Source organism: Ruegeria sp. D4 (assembly GCF_056534475.1).
Genome location: NZ_JBQFPJ010000027.1, coordinates 20,997 through 38,525 on the forward strand (window position 1 = coordinate 20,997; position 17,529 = coordinate 38,525).

Annotated in this window: 17 protein-coding genes and 1 tRNA gene; 10 read left to right on the forward strand and 8 right to left on the reverse strand. The window is 53.6% G+C overall.

The features are described 5' to 3' along the window. Positions 1-49: 49 nt before the first annotated feature. The 3 genes from ACR0MI_RS22490 (at position 50) to ACR0MI_RS22500 (ending at position 3,494) form a co-directional block, all read left to right on the forward strand. Positions 50-1,729 carry an amidohydrolase family protein gene (locus ACR0MI_RS22490; RefSeq protein ID WP_170817046.1) on the forward strand — a complete coding sequence of 560 codons (1,680 nt, stop codon included), beginning with the start codon at positions 50-52 and terminating at the stop codon, positions 1,727-1,729. Between the two features lie 69 nt (positions 1,730-1,798). After that, positions 1,799-2,200 (forward strand): hypothetical protein, encoded by a 402-nt coding sequence (locus tag ACR0MI_RS22495; RefSeq protein ID WP_170817047.1) that lies wholly within the window; start codon positions 1,799-1,801, stop codon positions 2,198-2,200. A 13-nt stretch (positions 2,201-2,213) separates the two neighbouring features. Continuing rightward, on the forward strand, positions 2,214-3,494 hold the full coding sequence (locus ACR0MI_RS22500; RefSeq protein ID WP_170612077.1) for a carbohydrate porin: 1,281 nt from the start codon (positions 2,214-2,216) through the stop codon (positions 3,492-3,494). Positions 3,495-3,792: 298 nt separating this feature from the next. Here ACR0MI_RS22500 and ACR0MI_RS22505 read toward each other — a convergent pair whose 3' ends face one another. Continuing rightward, positions 3,793-4,425: a tyrosine-type recombinase/integrase gene (locus ACR0MI_RS22505; protein ID WP_170678361.1), complete on the reverse strand. Its 633-nt coding sequence runs from the start codon at positions 4,423-4,425 to the stop codon at positions 3,793-3,795. Positions 4,426-4,529: 104 nt separating this feature from the next. Then, the gene (locus tag ACR0MI_RS22510) at positions 4,530-5,693 is read right to left on the reverse strand and encodes a site-specific integrase (protein ID WP_170678358.1); all 1,164 of its coding nucleotides are present in this window, start codon (positions 5,691-5,693) and stop codon (positions 4,530-4,532) included. An 86-nt stretch (positions 5,694-5,779) separates the two neighbouring features. Between ACR0MI_RS22510 and ACR0MI_RS22515 the strand changes: the two genes are divergently transcribed. Continuing rightward, positions 5,780-5,896: transfer RNA gene (locus ACR0MI_RS22515), tRNA-Thr, on the forward strand. Positions 5,897-6,266: 370 nt separating this feature from the next. On the opposite strand, the gene ACR0MI_RS22520 is transcribed toward ACR0MI_RS22515, so the two are convergent. From ACR0MI_RS22520 to ACR0MI_RS22535, 4 genes are all read right to left on the reverse strand, one after another. Beyond that, the gene (locus ACR0MI_RS22520; protein ID WP_170619543.1) at positions 6,267-7,601 is read right to left on the reverse strand and encodes an adenylate/guanylate cyclase domain-containing protein; all 1,335 of its coding nucleotides are present in this window, start codon (positions 7,599-7,601) and stop codon (positions 6,267-6,269) included. 353 nt (positions 7,602-7,954) lie between these two features. Next, positions 7,955-9,358: a c-type cytochrome gene (locus tag ACR0MI_RS22525; RefSeq protein ID WP_480855637.1), complete on the reverse strand. Its 1,404-nt coding sequence runs from the start codon at positions 9,356-9,358 to the stop codon at positions 7,955-7,957. A gap of 38 nt (positions 9,359-9,396) precedes the next feature. Beyond that, the gene (locus ACR0MI_RS22530; RefSeq protein ID WP_170555184.1) at positions 9,397-10,542 is read right to left on the reverse strand and encodes a lipocalin family protein; all 1,146 of its coding nucleotides are present in this window, start codon (positions 10,540-10,542) and stop codon (positions 9,397-9,399) included. A gap of 746 nt (positions 10,543-11,288) precedes the next feature. Next, positions 11,289-11,765: a MarR family transcriptional regulator gene (locus ACR0MI_RS22535; protein WP_170613983.1), complete on the reverse strand. Its 477-nt coding sequence runs from the start codon at positions 11,763-11,765 to the stop codon at positions 11,289-11,291. A 209-nt stretch (positions 11,766-11,974) separates the two neighbouring features. Between ACR0MI_RS22535 and ACR0MI_RS22540 the strand changes: the two genes are divergently transcribed. The 6 genes from ACR0MI_RS22540 (at position 11,975) to ACR0MI_RS22565 (ending at position 15,913) form a co-directional block, all read left to right on the forward strand. Next, complete coding sequence (locus tag ACR0MI_RS22540; protein WP_170613982.1) at positions 11,975-12,505, forward strand: GNAT family N-acetyltransferase; 531 nt, start codon at positions 11,975-11,977, stop codon at positions 12,503-12,505. Between the two features lie 38 nt (positions 12,506-12,543). Further along, on the forward strand, positions 12,544-12,942 hold the full coding sequence (locus ACR0MI_RS22545; RefSeq protein ID WP_170613981.1) for a helix-turn-helix domain-containing protein: 399 nt from the start codon (positions 12,544-12,546) through the stop codon (positions 12,940-12,942). A 71-nt stretch (positions 12,943-13,013) separates the two neighbouring features. Then, positions 13,014-13,286: a helix-turn-helix domain-containing protein gene (locus ACR0MI_RS22550; protein ID WP_170613980.1), complete on the forward strand. Its 273-nt coding sequence runs from the start codon at positions 13,014-13,016 to the stop codon at positions 13,284-13,286. Between the two features lie 1,477 nt (positions 13,287-14,763). Continuing rightward, a complete protein-coding gene (locus tag ACR0MI_RS22555; protein ID WP_170613979.1) occupies positions 14,764-14,901 on the forward strand; it encodes a hypothetical protein in 138 nt (45 codons plus the stop codon). Then, a complete protein-coding gene (locus tag ACR0MI_RS22560) occupies positions 14,901-15,590 on the forward strand; it encodes a hypothetical protein (RefSeq protein WP_170613978.1) in 690 nt (229 codons plus the stop codon). Before ACR0MI_RS22555 ends, ACR0MI_RS22560 begins: the two co-directional genes overlap by 1 nt. A gap of 74 nt (positions 15,591-15,664) precedes the next feature. Beyond that, positions 15,665-15,913: a ParB N-terminal domain-containing protein gene (locus ACR0MI_RS22565; protein WP_170613977.1), complete on the forward strand. Its 249-nt coding sequence runs from the start codon at positions 15,665-15,667 to the stop codon at positions 15,911-15,913. On the opposite strand, the gene ACR0MI_RS22570 is transcribed toward ACR0MI_RS22565, so the two are convergent. Together ACR0MI_RS22570 and ACR0MI_RS22575 are read right to left on the reverse strand one after the other, a co-directional pair. After that, complete coding sequence (locus ACR0MI_RS22570) at positions 15,905-16,918, reverse strand: fatty acid desaturase (protein ID WP_480855641.1); 1,014 nt, start codon at positions 16,916-16,918, stop codon at positions 15,905-15,907. The genes ACR0MI_RS22565 and ACR0MI_RS22570 overlap by 9 nt on opposite strands. A 72-nt stretch (positions 16,919-16,990) precedes the next feature. Continuing rightward, complete coding sequence (locus tag ACR0MI_RS22575; RefSeq protein WP_170430361.1) at positions 16,991-17,197, reverse strand: cold-shock protein; 207 nt, start codon at positions 17,195-17,197, stop codon at positions 16,991-16,993. Positions 17,198-17,529 lie beyond the last annotated feature (332 nt).

Genomic DNA, 17,529 nt, shown 5'->3' on the forward strand with positions numbered 1-17,529 from the left:
GCCCGACCCGCGTTTTCTTTCGAAGAACACAACCTTGAAAGGACCACAGATGAAACATCTGACCCTTGCTTCACTTTTGGCGCTCTGCGGCTCTGCGGCGTTCGCCCAGGACTGCGACGTTGCCATCCTGAATGGGCGGGTCATGGACCCGGAAACCAATTTCGATGCGGTGCGCAATGTCTGCGTGACAGGCGACAGGATCACGGCGATCACCGAGGATGCAATCTCCGGCAAAAGAGAGATCGACGTGTCAGACCACGTCGTCGCGCCGGGTTTCATCAACACACACTCGCATTCATTCGGTGGGTTCGACCAGAAGATGATGGCCCATGATGGGACCACCACGATTCTCGACACCGAAAGCGGCGTGGCTGACGCCGACCTGTTCTACGACAAGTATGAGGGGAACTCCTTTCTGAACTACGGCTCCGGCATGGGGCACGAGGAAATCCGCCGTGTGATCATGGACATGGTTCCTGTCGAACTGGCATCCGACCCGACCTACATCCTCAAATCCCGCGGCGCAGCCGAGGAAGAGGACGGGCATGCCAGCTGGGCGCTGGATGTCCCTTCAAAGAACCAGCTGGCTCAGGTCATGGCCATGTATGACAAGGGCCTTCGCGCCGGAGCGATCACCGTGAACACCACGGTCGGCTATATGGGCTATAACACCTACCCGAAGGAGATTTTCGCGCTTCAGAAGCTGGCGAAGAAGTACAATCGTTACTTTGGGGCTCATACGCGGTTTGGCCCAACCGAAAGCCTGCCGCTTTATTACTCGCTGGGCGCAAACGAAGTGATTGCCAATGCGGTTGCTTTGGACGGGGCGCTGATCCTGTCTCATATCCAGAACCAGGGCTGGGAAGAGATCTATGAGCTGGCGCGCCGCCTTCAGCAGCAGGGAATGAACATCTTTGCCGAGTACTATCCGGCCATCACCGGAAACCCGAATATCGCGACCCCGCAACTGCTGCCGGACAAAATCGAGGCTAACAATATTGTGCCGACACGCGACATCTTCGATACCAGCACCGGTGAGCTTTACGAGACGGATGAAGAATTCTTTCGCCAGCAGAAAGAGGATCCAAGCAAGCCGATCTTCATCACGGTCCGTCCCGAAGCGGACCTCAAGCGTTGGATCCACATGAAGGATATTGCCATCGCCAACGACATTGTCGGGTTTACCGTTGACGGGGAGCCGTTGCCAATCGAAGCAGACTTCAAAGAATATGGCGGTCACCCGCGCAACGCGGGCACCTATGGCATCGTGTTCCGCGAAGCGCGCGAGCAGGGCATTCCGCTGATGGAGTTGGTCAACAACGCTTCCTACATCCCGGCCAAATACTTCTCCAAAGTGGGCCTTGGGGCGATGCAGGAACGCGGCCGTATGCAGGAGGGCATGATCGCGGACATCACGATCTTCAACCCCGATACGATCACCGAGACGTCTTCGATGAAGAAGGGCATGAACGGATCCTTCACAAAGGGCATCCCCTACGTGCTGGTCAGCGGGCAGATCATCATTGATGACGGCGTCGCCAATACCGACCTGAGGCCCGGACAGCCGATCCGCTACCCTGTCATCGCAGGAGACGACGTCAAATTGGACCTTGGAGACAAGGAATTCTCCTGGCATGCCGACATCGAGACCCCCGAGGACGAGCATTCCGAATTCCCAAATCGCCCTGCCGCATTGGAGGAGACCATCCCCGGAGCCCCCGAGCAGTAACACCATGGAACGGTCAGGGGCGGCGAAGCTGCCTCTTTCAAAAGATATGCAAGAAATTCAGGTAGCAAAATGAACAAGTTCCTACTCTCTGTGGCCTTCTGCCATTCCGCAGCAGCGGAGGCGGCCGAAGACACGAAAGACATGCGCACCTTTTTGTTCATCGGCACGTCCAACAGTGCGGCCTGGGAGATGCAGATCGCCAATCCGGGGGACCGCGCTGCCACGGTCAAAGGCGGGATCGAGGCGCTCGGGGGCGAACTTCTGAGCTACTACTGGGGGCTTGGAAACGGGAAGAACTACATCACGGTTTCCCTGCCGGACGATCCCACCTTTATCCAGGCCTTCCATGTCAGCCGTCTCGGCGACGGGCTGCTGGACGACTATCAGATGATCGAGTTGATGAACAGCGCCGACATGGCCGAGGCCCTCGCCCGTGTGCCGGAGATCAAAGCGCAGGATGATATGAAGTGACCTGTCAGTGAGAATGTCATTTCCTCAGGGTCCGAGCAATAACCTGTCACCGGTTTTAATGATCGTGGTGGCAGCGGTCTTCACAATCTCAGGCAACATCGCGGTGGCCGAAGAACCAGTCGCACAGTCCGGTCTTGAAGCTGCCGCTCAGACCTCGCTGGGCGGACCGGGCTCGGCCAGTGCCCAACAGGAGCAGGACAGGCTGCGCAGGCTGGAGGACTCGCGCTGGCCCGGGCTGGATCGCAGTCTTGATCCAACCGAAACAGCATTGGGGCGTTTTCGGGAGAACACCGGACTGGCGCTTAGCTTTGACTACCAGGCCCTCTACCAACGCAGCTCGCACAGCCTGACCGGGCAGGACGCGGCCGCGTCGGGTCAGCTCAGGATGATTGGGACGTGGGAACTGGCAGACCGGGGCGGTGAAAACCCCGGTAGTCTGGTCTTTATCCTTGAGAACCGACACCGGCTGGGTCAGCCGATTGCACCCTCCGCCATGGCTGCGCAAATTGGATATCAAGGAGCCACTGCCGTCACATTCAGCGACACGGACACGACCTTGTCGGTTGCCTACTGGCAGCAAGCCTTCGCAGGCGGACGTGGAGGGGTTGCCGTGGGACGGATCGACCCGGGCGATTACTCCGACATTCTCGGCTACGTTAACCCGAGAACGACGTTCTCGAATTACTCGATCTTGTTCAGCCCGGTTCTGCCAATCCCTGACCCGGGTTTTGGCATCGCGGCAGGGGGTTATCTGACCGACCAGTTCTATGCGCTGGGTTTGGTCAGTGATGCCAATGGGTCTCTCACCGATGTAGAATGGTTCCCCGGAGGGTCTGAGTTCTACAAGTATGCCGAGATCGGCTGGACACCGCAGCGGTCGAAGCGGTTCCTAACCAACGTGCATCTTGGGATGTTTCACACGGATGAGCGCCAAAAGGCCGGCGTACCCGAGACATATGGCGGGACGGTTTCCGCTAACCATACTTTCGAAAATCAGCTGATGATCTTTGGGCGACTGGGATGGTCCAATGGCGGCGGCGCGCTGGCAGAGCGTGCGGTCAATGCAGGTCTGATGTGGCGACCGGGCACCTATGACGACCTCTTCGGCTTAGCCGCCACAGTTGCCGACCTCACGACTCCGGGCTTGCCCAACCAAACGACCATTGAAGCGTTTTATCGTCTGGATCTGGCCGACAATCTGGCTCTGACAGCAGACGTGCAATATCTCAACAACCCTGGATCGAATCCGAACGACCCGCTGGTCTTTGGATTGCGGCTAAGGGTCAATCTTTAGCGAAGGACTTCTGTTTTTTCTGTTCGGGGTGCATTTTCGTTCCGAACGAAGGGGGTGGCAGGTGAGTGGGCCACCCCCGTTTTCCCAATGCTAGCCGTCACTTCATCCGCCCGAATATGGCTGCACTAGACAAAACAGGGCGTTTACTCAGAGCCGGGGGAATGTCGGCTTTCCGCCCTTCGTGACAGATGATGTTTGATAGAAACGTGTCTGCATTGGGCTCGAAGCGGAAGATTAACGGGAGATTCCGAAAGTCTGCTTGGGAGCGGCGAGCGGACGATCCCGCCCGCCTAAAAGGTTAAAGATCGATGCGTTCGGCAATACTAAGCGCGTCTTCAAGCTCGACGCCAAGGTAACGCACCGTACTGTCCACTTTGCTGTGACCGAGCAGAAGTTGAATGGCACGTAGGTTTCCGGTCTTTCTGTATATCAAAGCCGCTTTGGTGCGCCTAAGCGAATGCGTGCCGTAGCTGGACGGATCGAGACCAATCGCTGACACCCATTCCCGGACAAGCCTAGCGTATTGCCGGGTCGAAAGATGCGGCAAAGCATGCATACGACTTGGAAACAGATACCGTTGTCCATGCATATATTGAGAAGAGACCCATTGCGACACGACTTCACGTGTATTCTCCGTCACTTCAAATTGCACTGGCTTCGCAGTTTTACGTTGAACAACGGATACCCGATCGCGAACAGAATTGCCGACGGCGAGATCGTTAACCCTCAGGCGGACGAGATCGCACCCGCGCAACTTGCTATCGATGGCAAGATTGAACAAGGCTAGGTCTCTCAGCTTGTTTGCAAGTTCGAGCCGAGCGCGAATGGCCCAGACTTGCTTTGCCTGCAATGGCCGCTTCTGTCCGACTAGTCTGCCTTTGTTCCAAGGCGGACGACGCGTTGTGACAACGGGAAGTAGAGATTTGGACATCTTATATCTCCGTCCATTCCCTTCCGTCCCAAACATCGACACTGTGCCGACAGCTGCAGTCTAATTGCCACTCGCGTGTCTTCAGCACAGGAAATTCTCAGGTTTCAGGAACTGCCACCGCTGATCTTCTTACCCATCACATCCGCTGCCTGCCGCAACGGGTCATCTGCGAGATGCGCGTAGCGTTGCGTGGTAGACGGGTTCGTGTGTCCAAGCAATCGACCAACTATAGGCAAACTCAGACCGCTGGAAACGAGATGCGACGCATGCGTATGCCGATTGTCGTGGATACGGTAGTCTTGAAGGCCTGCTGATGTGGTGACCGAGCTCCAAAATTTCTTCAGATCTTTGTACGGTTGGTCCGGAGAGCGTCCCGGAAACAACCAACGACTTTCAGGAGATGCCCCTGCTTTCATTGCCGCAAGCAAATCACAGGTTGCTGACGAAATCGGCAGGTGCTCTCGTCGCTTTTGCTTTGTGTGGTGCGACGGCTTTGTCCAGACCGCGCGGTCCAAATCGAAGTCTTCCCATTTTGCCTTCAGCACTTCGCCGATCCGTGCGCCTGTCAGGAGCTGCAGGCGAATAGCGTTCGCTGCAACCTGATTTGGATGCTCTGACAGAGCCACCAAAAGTCTTTGCAGCTCACCATCTGACAACCAGCGGTCCCGCTTTTCCTCGGGGAACTTTTCTATGCCGCGCGCCGGATTGTCAGAACGCTGACCCCAGCGCACAGACAGTCCAAACATTTTCGACATGAGCGCCAGAGTGCGATTGGCTTGGTAGGGCGTATCACGCATTTGATTGTGAAGCTTCTGAACATGCTGATGCGTCACTTCAATGACTTTAAGATCCCCAAGCTTGGGGAGAATGTATCTGTCCAGCATTGACCGATCATTCCGAACGCTACCGGGACGTTTCTTCGGTTCCGCATGTTCGGTCATGTATTGCTCGGCAAGTGAGCTCACCGTTGGTGAATGCCTTATGCTTTGCGCATCTGCGACAGGATCTGCGCCACGTACCACGTCAGCAAGAAGCGCGCGTGCTATTTCGCGGGCGGCGCCCAAAGACAAGGTCGGCCCATATCGCCCAAGTGTCTTGCGTTTCGACCGACCGGTTTGTTTGTTGCGATATTGAACTAAGAAGCTTTTGACGCCGGTCGTTTTCACGCGAAGTCCAAAACCAGGTAGACCGTCGTCCCAATAGATCGTGTCCCGGTTTGTTGCTGAAAGGCGATCGACACTTGATTTTGTTAATCTGACGTTGGGCATATTGGTCTCGGACGGATTGGGTAAGCACAAGGTAAGCAAAGTGCGGAGAATTAGGAAGGGTCTTTAAGAAACCTCTGCACGCTAAAGCTTCTGTTATTTAATAGAATATACTGCCCAATCGAATTGGATATAATGCTATCGAAAATATGGTGATAAGATTTGTAATCAGTAGGTCCGCGGTTCGAGTCCGTGTGGGGGCACCACTTTACATGATAAGATGCTGTAATATAATGATTTTCATGGCGGGATCTTGTGTATCCCCTGATTTATCCCCTGTTTTTCTGTTGATGGATATGAGCCCAGATTTTCTCGCCATCGATTCCCTTGATACGCATTCTTCTAATAAGATTGATGATAGTAAATGTTGGTATTTTTTAGAGTTAGGGCTGTGAAAATGTCCCAACTTAAACGGGCAAACCGACCCAGGTTTTATACCTTTTGACGATGCTAGGCTCCGACGGCAGCTCTCATGAACAACGGACGTTTATCGAAATTGGACGACTGACCGCGTTGCGGACGAAGCCGCTGTTCGTTGCGACACTAAAATCTTCGAAGGTTCGCAAGAAAGAGTGTCTAGAGATGGACGGAATAGATCGACCATTTCTCGGAAAACCCCTTGAGCTGATGCTCTCCCTCATCCCTCAGAGTATGGCCTGAACCGGCAACCAAGTCCCGTACCGTTCTGGAGACGAGTAACTGATCTGCTTCAGCCAGTGCTGATACGCGGGCGGCTAGATGGACAGCCACACCTGCGATTTCGTCGCCGCGAAGTTCACATTCTCCCGTATGCAAGCCACAGCGGACGGAAAGCCCCACCCCACGAGCGATGGTAACGATTTTTTTTCCGCATGATATGCCCCTTCCAGGGCCGTCAAAGGTTGCCAGTAGTCCGTCGCCAGTTCCTTTTACCAGTCGCCCGTTGTGTTCAGTAATGGCTTGAGCGCACAGTTGGTCATGTTGGTTGAGCAGGTCTTTCCATGCTGCATCGCCAATCTGATGGGCTAGATCCGTAGATCCAACAATATCGGTAAACAAAATAGTCGCCAAAACTCGTTCACTCGGAAGAAGGGGTTTCTCACCGGTGACAAAAGCCTGAATTGCTTCAATGATCGGTTCGGTATCTCCAACCCAGGGAAAATGATCTTCACCGGGCAGCTCCTTGAACTGGGCGCCTGAAATCCGATCTGCAATCCAACGCCCTTCTTCTACTTTCGCGTCTCGATCACCAGTGCGGTGCAATACGAGAGTTGGCACGTGGACGGCGGGGAGAACATTGGTCAAATCTATCTCGGTATTCATCTTGAGCAGCGTAACAGCCGCACCAGGACTGGCGCTTCTCCTGAGGTATGCGCATGTCCGTCGCAAGAAAGCCTCATCATTGGCCTTGCTGGGCGCATAGTGCTCAATGTCCATCAGGTTACCCCACTCACGTTCGACGAACTCATAGTCCTTTTGACGTTCTTCCGGAGTGGGTGCCCAAGGATAGTCCGGGCTCCATATGCGCTTGCCGAATGCGCCAAACATAATGAGCCCAGCTGTTCGTTCAGGGTGTGATGCGGCAAAGAATGCGGCCAAGTTGCCACCTTCTGAAAACCCGATCAGCGCCGCGCGCGAGGAATTGGCTGCATCCATAACCGCAAGAAGATCATCAGCGCGCTCTTCAAGAGTAGGCAGTTGATCGTTTGAAACCCTGTCTGAAAGACCGGTTCCTCGCTTGTCAAAAATGATCAATCTCGCAAAGGACGCAATTCTGGACAAGAAACGGTTAAGTGATGGTTCTTCCCAGCAAAGCTCCACATGAGAAACCCAACCGGGCACATAAACCACATCTAAGTCGCCTTCACCGACCACTTGGTAAGCGATGTGAGTGTCCCCGCTTTTGGCGTATTTGGTTTCGACTGGGTTCATCTCAGACTAGTGCCCTCCAGTAAGAAAAGGTCGATCCAACATATCATACAGAAATTGTGTCTGAGAGATTGAGTTTTTGTCAGCAAATTTGACGGAAAAGCGTGGTTCGCCGAAACTGCCGCTCTGGGCTCGAAGCGGTCGTTCGCCGCTACTTGCTCGTGTGACTGCTTTGCGGACGAAGCTGCCATTTGGAATATGCTTCGGAATGACTGCCGTCAGCCCGAAGCAGACATTCAAAACAAGGCTTTGCGATACCAGCTTCGCGGACGAAGCGGACAGCCGAGCAAGTCCCGTCTTCCACTCCGCGCAGCTTGGACCTTCCGAGCTGCTGCACCAAAAACAAATGAGTTACACTAAATGGTCTTTAGGTATTCAAGTAGGGCAGACCGTTCTTTATCGCTTAATTCGTCACTGTAGGTGTGGCCCTGATTACCGTAGCCTCTCAACGTGGTGTCATAGATCAGCCTTCGCCTATCTGGGTCTGATTCACTTTCTTGCCCGGCTGAAAGGACTTCAAAGCGCCAGCCCATCGTTTGGGGATCGTAATTTCGTGGATCGAACAGGTGCCGCCAGTATTTCGGCCTCAAGTCGCTAAGGAGTAAAGCCTCCATATTTGGCACTGAACCGTTGTGTAGATAGGGTGCCGTGGCCCAGATCCCATCGAGTGGAGGTGCTATATAGCCAGGTGCAGGGTTGGCACTTTCAGTATCTCCGAAAGGAGAACGTGCCACCCAGGCGTAGAACCGGTCTCGCGATCCATCCGTCGCCTCAGTTGCATATGCGGGGTCAGTTCCAATTTCGGAAACCGGATAGACGCGATTTGGAAAGGTCTCATTTGCCCCGTATGTACCGTGGCAAGCGCTGCACTCACGAAGAAAAATACCCTCTCCGTCAGCTGCCAGCTCTGCATCGACAGGATACGGGAAGGCTGGAGCCGCCAATGAGGCAATGAAGGCACGAATGTCAGGCGCATAGGCGACGATGTCTGCAACATCTTCAGTGCCATCAATGCACAGCATTGACGCCAGGAGCATGAAGCGCGCGTGGTCGCCCCGACCGATTGTCGTATAGAACATCGCGTTCTTCTTGCTCATTCCCCACCAAGGCGGAACACTGATTGGCAGCGGGTCTTGCGGTGGCGGGTCAATAAGCGGTGTCTCTGACCACTTCAGCGTTTCAGGATTGAGCCTGGACATGAGTGCCCAGGTCAGGTTGGTCGCCGGGTTTACACCAATCGTTTTTGTTTGGACGTAAGGCGCAATACCGTCGATGCGGTCAGCCCAGTGCTCCCAGGCTTTCGTTTCGGCAGCTCCACGAACGTAATTTCCTGTTTGGAGAACCAGCCTGCTCGGATCGCGCGTGAAGTCCCCAAATTCGTTTCCCAGACCGATGATGATCTCATCGTTGAGGCGTCCGGCATGGCACGTCAGGCAATTATTGGAGATTACCTCGACCCCATCTTCGTTCACATGCGAGGTGAGTGCATAAGACAGTTCAGCGTTCCGACCCTCACGCCCCGGAAGACGTTCGTTTTCGGCGGTTTCGGGATTCAGGCGGCGATAAGCGTTATACGGAATACCACAGCTGACGTAGGGAGCGTTTAGAAGAGCGTGACGGCCTGCATCGACGTCACCAGGGCGCTGCACCGAAGGCGGAACTGGTCCTGTCGGAGAGCGGAACTGGCTCGTGTCAGAGGCTGTTTCCCGGTCGTCAAAAGCTGCGTAGAGCCAGAACGCTCCGGCGGCGAAAGCGCCCAACAGTACGGCGACGCCGCCGATTGCTACTCCTCCTCTAATCACTGTTCATATCCTGTCAGTTGCAGCGTCCCAAATCCGGAGACCGCTTCCTGGGCGCGATTTCCCCTGACCCGCACGATACCGCTCCAGAACGGGACGGAAAAATCAAGCACCTGGGCGTCAAACAAGGGCTCAATCGTTATGTCCAGATCGGGGCCTTCAAGTTGCCATTCGATTGGATATTCGACCCCGGTATAGGGAGATTGCCAAGTTCGAAAAGCCGTCATTTTAATGGTCCCCTCGTCCAAGGAAATGACTTCACCATTGGGTTCAAATATAGCGCCGTTAACGGACGCTGCGCCTCTTCCATCGATCCTCCGTGAGCGCACTGCCGAGATCTCGGCTCCATCCTCAAGTTGAAGCTGCAAACGATCCCATGCGACCGGTCCTGCACCTGGCACCGGAAGCTCACCCCATAAATGATCGTACCATGCGGTTCCTGTGACCCTTTTCTTTCCCTGTCCTTGATCAACGGTTCCATCAACGGTCAGACGCGTGATTGAATAACCCACAAAAGGTGCGTCTGCGCCATCCGGTTCCAAGGCAACAGCCTGCTTCACCGGTCGCATATCAAACTCCACGACAGCCTTGTCGCTAATTGTCGCATAGAGCTTAAGCGTCGCCGGTGATCCGTCATCTGCGAAACTGAGGAACCAATTATCCATTCGAAGCTCCGCAGCATTCCAATCGAAACCCGAGATCCTGGGTATTCCCCGTCCGAACCGTTCCTCGCTCGCGACTTTCGCCGAGTTTGCGTCGAGAAGTGCGATGTGCACCCGTTCAAGCTGTCTGACGTCCCAAATTGAATCCTGCGGCGGTGACGTTGGAGGTACAATGCCAATGCGTAAGAACAAGAACTGGAAACCAAGTTCGTTGCCATCTTCATCGCTTAAATGAGTAAGTAGCTGCCAAGTCTCAGTGCGTGACTTAACATGGGCACCATGATCCTCGGGCAGCTCCAGTTTCCAATTTGAGGATGGCCGTTCGAAGCCTTCATCATCAGAGATGTTTGCCAACAGTGATGCGAAATCAGGCCCCCTAACGTCACTTGGAAAGGAACCCTCTGGCTGCTGGGTAGGCAGCGCTGAGTAAATTCCAACTCCGAACCCGATGGCTACAATAGCTGTAAGAAATAGCTTCCTCATCGCTGCGGTTCGCCTCCCTTAAAACTTCACACCCTCTATTGCTGGGCCCATCATCTCAATGATCACCATAGCATCTTCTTTTTGCTGGCATTTGTTTTTCTGCATTGAGGTTTACGGCTTCTAAGAGCCACCAACGGCCGATCATGGTTATCGCAGTGAACGGCAACTCTGACCCAGACCTACCACTCAAAATTAAAGGCATGCTGCACTGGTATTCGGCAAGTCCCAGCCCGAAGCGGACATTGGCGACGAAACTTAGCAATACCATTTAAGCAACTTTGCTGTGTATTGCATGTCCAAGTCGAACAACAAATTTTGACATAAGCGCCCGATGGCATCAGGCATCCATCATATGCTCGACCAACGAGGTCAATTGTTTGTCATCATATCCATCCTCCCACGCCGCTCTTGTACGGTCATGCATAATTCGGATTTGCCCCTAGACGCTATGAAGCAAACTATCCGAGCCGCATTTTTGTCCAGAATTTAAGAAGCCAATCTTTTCCTCGCTCTGTCTCATGAGCCAATCGGTCTTAGTGTCGCCGTTCGCGCCATTACATCTACGACTGGAGGCAGCCCAAAGCGGAGCTGTCGTTCTAAAAGTAGGGATTGGCCGCTAGCGCGCAATGAATATGTGGCAATGAAAGATCGACCAAGTAGACGACGGGTCCGTTCGGGCCGCCAAATCCTTTCTTGATAAAAGCCTCAACAAAAAGGTACGCGAAGGGGTCGGTAAATCCGGCCCATTATTCCGTCTTGTTCAAATCGCCAGTTGTCAGGATCGCGCCGGCCTGAAGATCTTCGGCGTCCAGCATCGTTGCAACCCTTTCGAGCGCGGCAACAAGCATTGCCTGCTCCCAGTCCTCCATCTGCTTGAACCGTTGCACATAGAGCTGTTGCAGGGGATCAGGGGCGTCCTCAAGAGTTTGCCGCCCTTGATCCGTGATCAGGATATTGGTCTGCCGTCGGTCGGTCATGGATTTCTCGCGCACAACCATGCCGCCCGAAGCCAGCTTGTCCACCAGCGCTGTGACAGTGGCCTGGCTGACATGCATACGCATTGAAATTGCTTTGGCCGTGGTTTGCCCGGTCTCGCCAATCACTTGCAGCACACGAAGCTGGACCGCGGTCAGCCCGGCGGATTGCGCCAGTTCCCGGCCGGACATCTCGGTGGCGCGCAGGATTCGGCGCAGGGCGACAAGGCTGCTGTCGATACGATCCATGTATCTACTCCGCATTCGAATGGAGTGAGATTGTCAAAATTGTATTGATTGCTCAAGCGTTAACGGAGCGCAATATAATTAGCCTTGCAAATTAAAATATCGCAAAAATAGCTATATTTATGACGTTTCGGTAGAATTTTGCTTCGCCTTTTGAAGTTTTGATGCCGCTGTGTTACTTAGCTAATCAAAGTTTATTGATGGAGCAGTACATGCAGCATTCTTTGGAGTTGTTCGAACAACCTATTCCGGTTTTGCGTCCCCCTTTGCCGGAAGACGGTGCAGCTGTGTCTTTGCTGGCCAGTACCGGGGATCAGCAAGCTATTGGTGATCTGCTTGGTGAACTGGCGGCGTTTGATGACTACAAAGAATTCTCGGTTATTGCAGAACTGGATGGAGACCTGGTCGGCGCGATACTGGCTTATGTTCTGCCATATGACCCGGAAACCCTGTTTATCTGGCGGGTCGGCGTTTCAGAGGGTGAGGCGGACAAGGGTCTTGCGTCGCTGATGCTGGGGCAGGTGATGCGTCGGGACGTCTGCACCGATGTCACCCGTGTTCAGACTGTGATTACGTCCAGCGACGAGTGCACCTGGGCTTTGTTCCGCAGGTTTGCGCGGTGGCAGCGGTCCCGGATGGATATCCAACCCTTCATCACGCAGGCGCTGACCCCATATCGCCGTCATGAAAACAGCAATCTTGTGACGATCCGTCTTGCGGATCGTAGCGAACTCGCGGCCTGACCGCGCCACAACATTTTCAACCAAAGTGAGAGAGCAGAATGAACGTAGCCACGACTATATCAAACGACACCTCATACTACGGTGATGAAGCGGCAACTCTGGGCGACCGGATCGTCGCCGCGCGCGAAGCCGTTGGATACTCGCAAAAGAAGCTTGCCAGTCGCCTGGGCGTCAAACTGAAGACCGTACAGGGATGGGAAGAAGACCGTGCCGAGCCACGTGCAAACAAGGCGCAGATGATGTCCGGCATTCTTGGGGTCTCTCTGGTTTGGCTTCTGAGCGGTGAGGGGGAAGGTGTGCTTGAACCAACCGATACCACTTCCGGATCGGAGGATATTCAAGGCATCCTTGATGAAATTCGGAGCCTCCGGACGGATATGACTCAGACCACCCGCAGGCTGAGCACTGTTGAAAAACGCCTGCGCGCCAGACTTTGACATCTGCGCAAATGCGAACTTCAGGCATGACCTATGGCCATGCCTCAAACGACAATAACAGGGAGCAGATGATGACAGGACCGGATCCCAGCCTTGTGTCCGTTGATCCGGCGCAAGGCGCCCGTTCGGACACCAATTCCGAGCCCGTGGCTACACCGCTTGAAGTCCGCGAAAAGGCCGGATTGACCGTGGCGGAAATGGCCGAACTTATCGGGATGAGCGAGCTCGGTTACAAACTGTGGGAGAACGGAGCCCGCCGCCCCGGAGGACCTGCGTTTAAGCTCCTCGCGCTACTGGATGCCCATCCGAAAGAAACAGTTACTCGACTTCGACAACAGATTTGAACGATACCCGTGCGGTTCGCTTCGTTTTGCTTGCCAGCCGTGGACACGATTGGTCTCGTTGTCAGGCTAGGAACAGAACTCAAATTTACTTTGGCAATGGGCCGATCACACTGCGGTATCAATGTGCCCAGAATTCCTGTCTCACCATTGTGCCCTAGTGCCCGAAATTGGCCTTTGAAGCAGACTTTCAGCGCAATGCGTGCGTGCAGCTGCACTGAGCATCACAGAACTCAGTTTCTGCCAGTTCGTCAATAGCTCCGTTTCAAAGGTGGTATCACGCTGAATTTTTCCTCTCAGTTATTCTCTAAGCCACCTAGTCATTCACTGCTCTCAAAAATTAACATCTCCGTAGCACACGCTTTGTGACGAGGGTGCGTCCTTGACTCTTCACAGGCTAGGAACCACAAGAGTGTATTGGAAAGATATATTCGTCGCCGCGATGCTGCCGGCTTCGATGATCCAATGGCCTTCAGACTAACTGTAGCATGTGCCCCAGCATTGGAACGGGTTTCGCTGGGGTCTTCGCTATGAGCTCGTTCCTCGCTAGCATTCGCAACTGTCACCTGACAAGCACCGGTCATCGGGTGACCCATGAAAGAAGGCGCCGTATGAACAGCACATGGCACATAAATTGCGTGCTCGATGCCCGATAGATCAGGTCTCAGGCTCCGTTTCAATCAGTCATTCATCGTGTTTTCGCACCGCGTTCTTTGCCTGATCCCGACACTCTTGGTGTTGCTCTCAGGAACGCAGCTTCCTGCCCAAGTCGCAGGCAATGCCGACGGATCGATTTGTGACGAAGGTTTCGAAAACAAGAACGGATCCTGCCAAATAACAGACGTACCAAAAAACGCATATTTGACGGGCAGCTCCTACGGCAGTGGCTGGGAATGCACTCATGGTTTCCAGAGTGTAGGAGAATTTTGTGAGGAAATAAGAGTTCCAGAAAATGCCTATCTTGCATCAACCGGAGATCGGTGGGAGTGCAACCGGTTGTTCCAGCGTATCGGGGACGAGTGTGAAGAGGTGATTTCACCTCAAAATGGGTACGTCGAAACTAGGTTTGGCGTACAAGAAATACACTGCAACTGGGGATTTCGTAAGGAGGATCAGGATTGTGTTGCGATTAATGTCCCGAGCAACGGCCGCCTGACTGACAAAAACAGCGCGGATGGTTGGGTGTGCCTCAGAGGTTACAGGGCAGCGGAGAGTAGCTGTGAACCTGTGGCAATTCCACAGCATGCATATCTTGCGCCTGAAACCTTTTCTGGATGGAAATGCAAACGAGGTTATCGCGCAAACCGGGACAGATGCATTGCGATCCTTGTCCCTTCAAATGCTCACTTGAATCGGAGAGGTGACGGTTGGGAATGCAATCGGCCGTTTACACGACAGAACGATAAGTGCACCGAAAATGTGCCGCGACAATAGGTTGGTGGGAACCAATACCTCCTGACATATCCGGAAGGACGAATCCGTGAACCATAACTCGATTGACGAAAACCTGGGTAAAATACTCAAAGCCGAAAAGGCGCAACGCTGGTCCTACAGCATAAAGATGTTTGTCGCATCGGCGGTGATTGTTGCGGCCATAATTGTGGTGGTGTTTCTCTGATGCGTAAAAGCACCCCTCAGGTTAGCCTCCGACACCCAAAATCGGCAATTCGCGACCTAGAACAAAGAGCATTTCAGGAACGCAGTGTTCGTAAGTCGCGGAACGCTGACGTAGCCGGTGTGATTGAGGAACAGTTTGGCAAGTACTTGATTAAGGCCGGCATTCTGAGTGGTAACTGCGTTGCGCGCGCATTTCCCAAGCCACCGGCTAAAACGCAGGCAATGATTGCCGATGCAGTTGGCGAAACACCAGCATTGGCCATTGAAGCCTTAAAAGAAATTCTCGAAGAACGAGACAGGAAACGTAGCGGTCAACGACGTTTGGAAGGAAACTCCGGCACGCTCGTTCCCAGTGCAAGAGAATATGCAGAGGCATTGCGCCAGATCAGGCTCACCCCTGCGCAGGTCACAATGCTCAAAGCACTTACTATCGCAGGTAGGGAAGGTCTGACCATTGGTCACTTGTCTCAGGCAGCCGGTTACAAATCACGCGAGGCCTCCATCAAGGTTTTCAAGAAAATCGGACTATTGATCGCAGAATATCTGGAACTGGACCTACCCGAAGCCGGATCGGTACAGAATGATGGCGCCGCTCAGGTCCTGGCATTTTCTCACATCGAAAGTGACGATGAGCCAGCAACTTGGATTATGCATCAGGAACTGCGCGACGCTGTTCGCTCGGTTCTATGACGTACGTTCCAGCCCCCGCTTTGGAAGCGAGCTCTGAACCGGAACAAATGCACGAAAGGTTGCCCACGTAGCTAATGTTGGAAAAAAGACCATATCCGCTCGACCTGATCTATGTTCCTGCGAAACGGGCGAAAACGCTTGATCAACAAAAAGTTCTGACGCTGGCCGAAGATATTCTGAAGAACGGCCAGAAGACCCCGATCCAGATACGCTCGGACAACAAGAGGTTCGTGCTGATTGAAGGCCTTCACCGACTAGAGGCCATTCGCGCCCTCGGCGGTGATACTGTCGACGCCTTTTTGGTGCGCGCCAGATTACACTAAACTCTTGTTGGGATTGGCGTTTGACAAAGCCTCGGAAAATGTCAGCAGGCGCTGACTTTTTTCGTCCCAAAGATGCAATCGTGCGCAATGAAGGCTCTCAAATAAAGTAATACGCTGGCAATTTTCCAACTCAGAATGGTCACGCAAAACTTCGTCTAGCCGATAAAAAGGTATGCGGCTGGCAAGGTGGTGAACATGGTGTACGCCGATATTGGCAGAAAACCAACGCAGGATGCCAGGCAGGGCATAGTGAGAACTTCCATAGAATGCGGCGTTCTGAAGATTCCACCCTTCTTCCCGCTCCCAGGTCGTGTGTTCAAACTGGTGTTGAATGTAGAAAAGCCAAATTCCAATCGATGATGCGACAATCATGGTTGGCAGGAAAACATACGCCAAAACCTCAATGCCTCCGGCCCAAAAAACCAGAGCCAATAACCCTGCAATCGCGACGTTTGTTCCCATCGCACTTGCCCAATACAGCCAGCCCGACCGCATGAAACCAAGAGGTAAGCGGTTTTGAAGGAAGAACGTATAGACCGGCGCAACACCGAACAGGAAGATGGGATTCCGGGTCAGACGATAAGCGGCACGCCCGAACCACTTCCGCTTCAGGTATTCTTCAGTGGTCAATGTAGGGATGTCACCCATACCACGCCGATCAAGGTTACCGGTTGAGGCGTGGTGGATCGCATGGCTTTGCCGCCAAACGTCATAAGGTGTCAGCGCAAGGACACCCAAAACCCGGCCTGTCCAATTGCAAACGGTACGGTTTCTAAAGAAGGATCCGTGACCACAATCATGCATGATGATGAAGATACGCACCAGAAATGCGGCGTTCAGGATGGCCAATAGAACAGTGACCCAGATACTAAGGGATAGCGCAAACCACGCTGCGCCCCATAGCGCGAAAAAGGGGATGACAGTGATTGTCAGTTCAATAACGCTACGCTTCGTATCGGGCACACGGTATTGCGCGAGCGCCCGGGTCAATTCCTGCTGTTGCAACTGACTTGTTCTCCAAGGGCTTTTAGCAGCCCATTGTGCAAACGGGCACCCCATAAGGGTGCCCGTAAAAGGTCAGGCCAGTGCCAGATTGGCGGCGCTGTCGCGCCCGTCACGGCCAGCTTCGACGTCAAAAGTGACCTTCTGGCCGTCCTTCAATTCGCTGATGCCGGAACGCTCAAGTGCTGAGATATGCACGAACACATCGCGCTTGCCATCTTCAGGTTCGATAAAGCCAAAACCTTTGGTCGAGTTGAACCATTTTACTGTGCCATTTGCCATGGTGGAAGTCTCCTAATACTTGCCGCCCGCATTATTGCGGCGACTCGGCGTGGTCGGTCTGAATCGAAAGACTGAACGCCGAATTGAGGAGACAGCAGGTCGAAAAAGAAAAACGTAAGCCTTGTGTATATGGACTTCGAGTACCCACGATACAAGTCTTGATGCGGTGGAGGGCAACAGAGAAATCGAGCCTGTCTAGCTTAGAATCCGACAAGTTGAGATGACGCTGTTGCTCTGCGATCCAAACGCGAAGGCGGCTTGGGTAGGCGGTACAAAAGATCAATAACCGCTTTTGGGACTCTATCCCGCAACATCCGAGACAGCGATAAGCG

What these genes read in the sequence shown, in the direction of transcription:
- ACR0MI_RS22530 (WP_170555184.1), bottom strand. Translation starts at nt 10,542, where the DNA reads ATGAGGAAGCTATTTCTTACAGCTATTGTAGCCATCGGGTTCGGAGTT.
- ACR0MI_RS22565 (WP_170613977.1), top strand. Translation starts at nt 15,665, where the DNA reads ATGTTGGAAAAAAGACCATATCCGCTCGACCTGATCTATGTTCCTGCG.
- ACR0MI_RS22505 (WP_170678361.1), bottom strand. Translation starts at nt 4,425, where the DNA reads ATGTCCAAATCTCTACTTCCCGTTGTCACAACGCGTCGTCCGCCTTGG.
- ACR0MI_RS22490 (WP_170817046.1), top strand. Translation starts at nt 50, where the DNA reads ATGAAACATCTGACCCTTGCTTCACTTTTGGCGCTCTGCGGCTCTGCG.
- ACR0MI_RS22500 (WP_170612077.1), top strand. Translation starts at nt 2,214, where the DNA reads ATGTCATTTCCTCAGGGTCCGAGCAATAACCTGTCACCGGTTTTAATG.
- ACR0MI_RS22540 (WP_170613982.1), top strand. Translation starts at nt 11,975, where the DNA reads ATGCAGCATTCTTTGGAGTTGTTCGAACAACCTATTCCGGTTTTGCGT.
- ACR0MI_RS22560 (WP_170613978.1), top strand. Translation starts at nt 14,901, where the DNA reads ATGCGTAAAAGCACCCCTCAGGTTAGCCTCCGACACCCAAAATCGGCA.
- ACR0MI_RS22545 (WP_170613981.1), top strand. Translation starts at nt 12,544, where the DNA reads ATGAACGTAGCCACGACTATATCAAACGACACCTCATACTACGGTGAT.
- ACR0MI_RS22575 (WP_170430361.1), bottom strand. Translation starts at nt 17,197, where the DNA reads ATGGCAAATGGCACAGTAAAATGGTTCAACTCGACCAAAGGTTTTGGC.
- ACR0MI_RS22550 (WP_170613980.1), top strand. Translation starts at nt 13,014, where the DNA reads ATGACAGGACCGGATCCCAGCCTTGTGTCCGTTGATCCGGCGCAAGGC.
- ACR0MI_RS22510 (WP_170678358.1), bottom strand. Translation starts at nt 5,693, where the DNA reads ATGCCCAACGTCAGATTAACAAAATCAAGTGTCGATCGCCTTTCAGCA.
- ACR0MI_RS22535 (WP_170613983.1), bottom strand. Translation starts at nt 11,765, where the DNA reads ATGGATCGTATCGACAGCAGCCTTGTCGCCCTGCGCCGAATCCTGCGC.
- ACR0MI_RS22495 (WP_170817047.1), top strand. Translation starts at nt 1,799, where the DNA reads ATGAACAAGTTCCTACTCTCTGTGGCCTTCTGCCATTCCGCAGCAGCG.
- ACR0MI_RS22520 (WP_170619543.1), bottom strand. Translation starts at nt 7,601, where the DNA reads ATGAACCCAGTCGAAACCAAATACGCCAAAAGCGGGGACACTCACATC.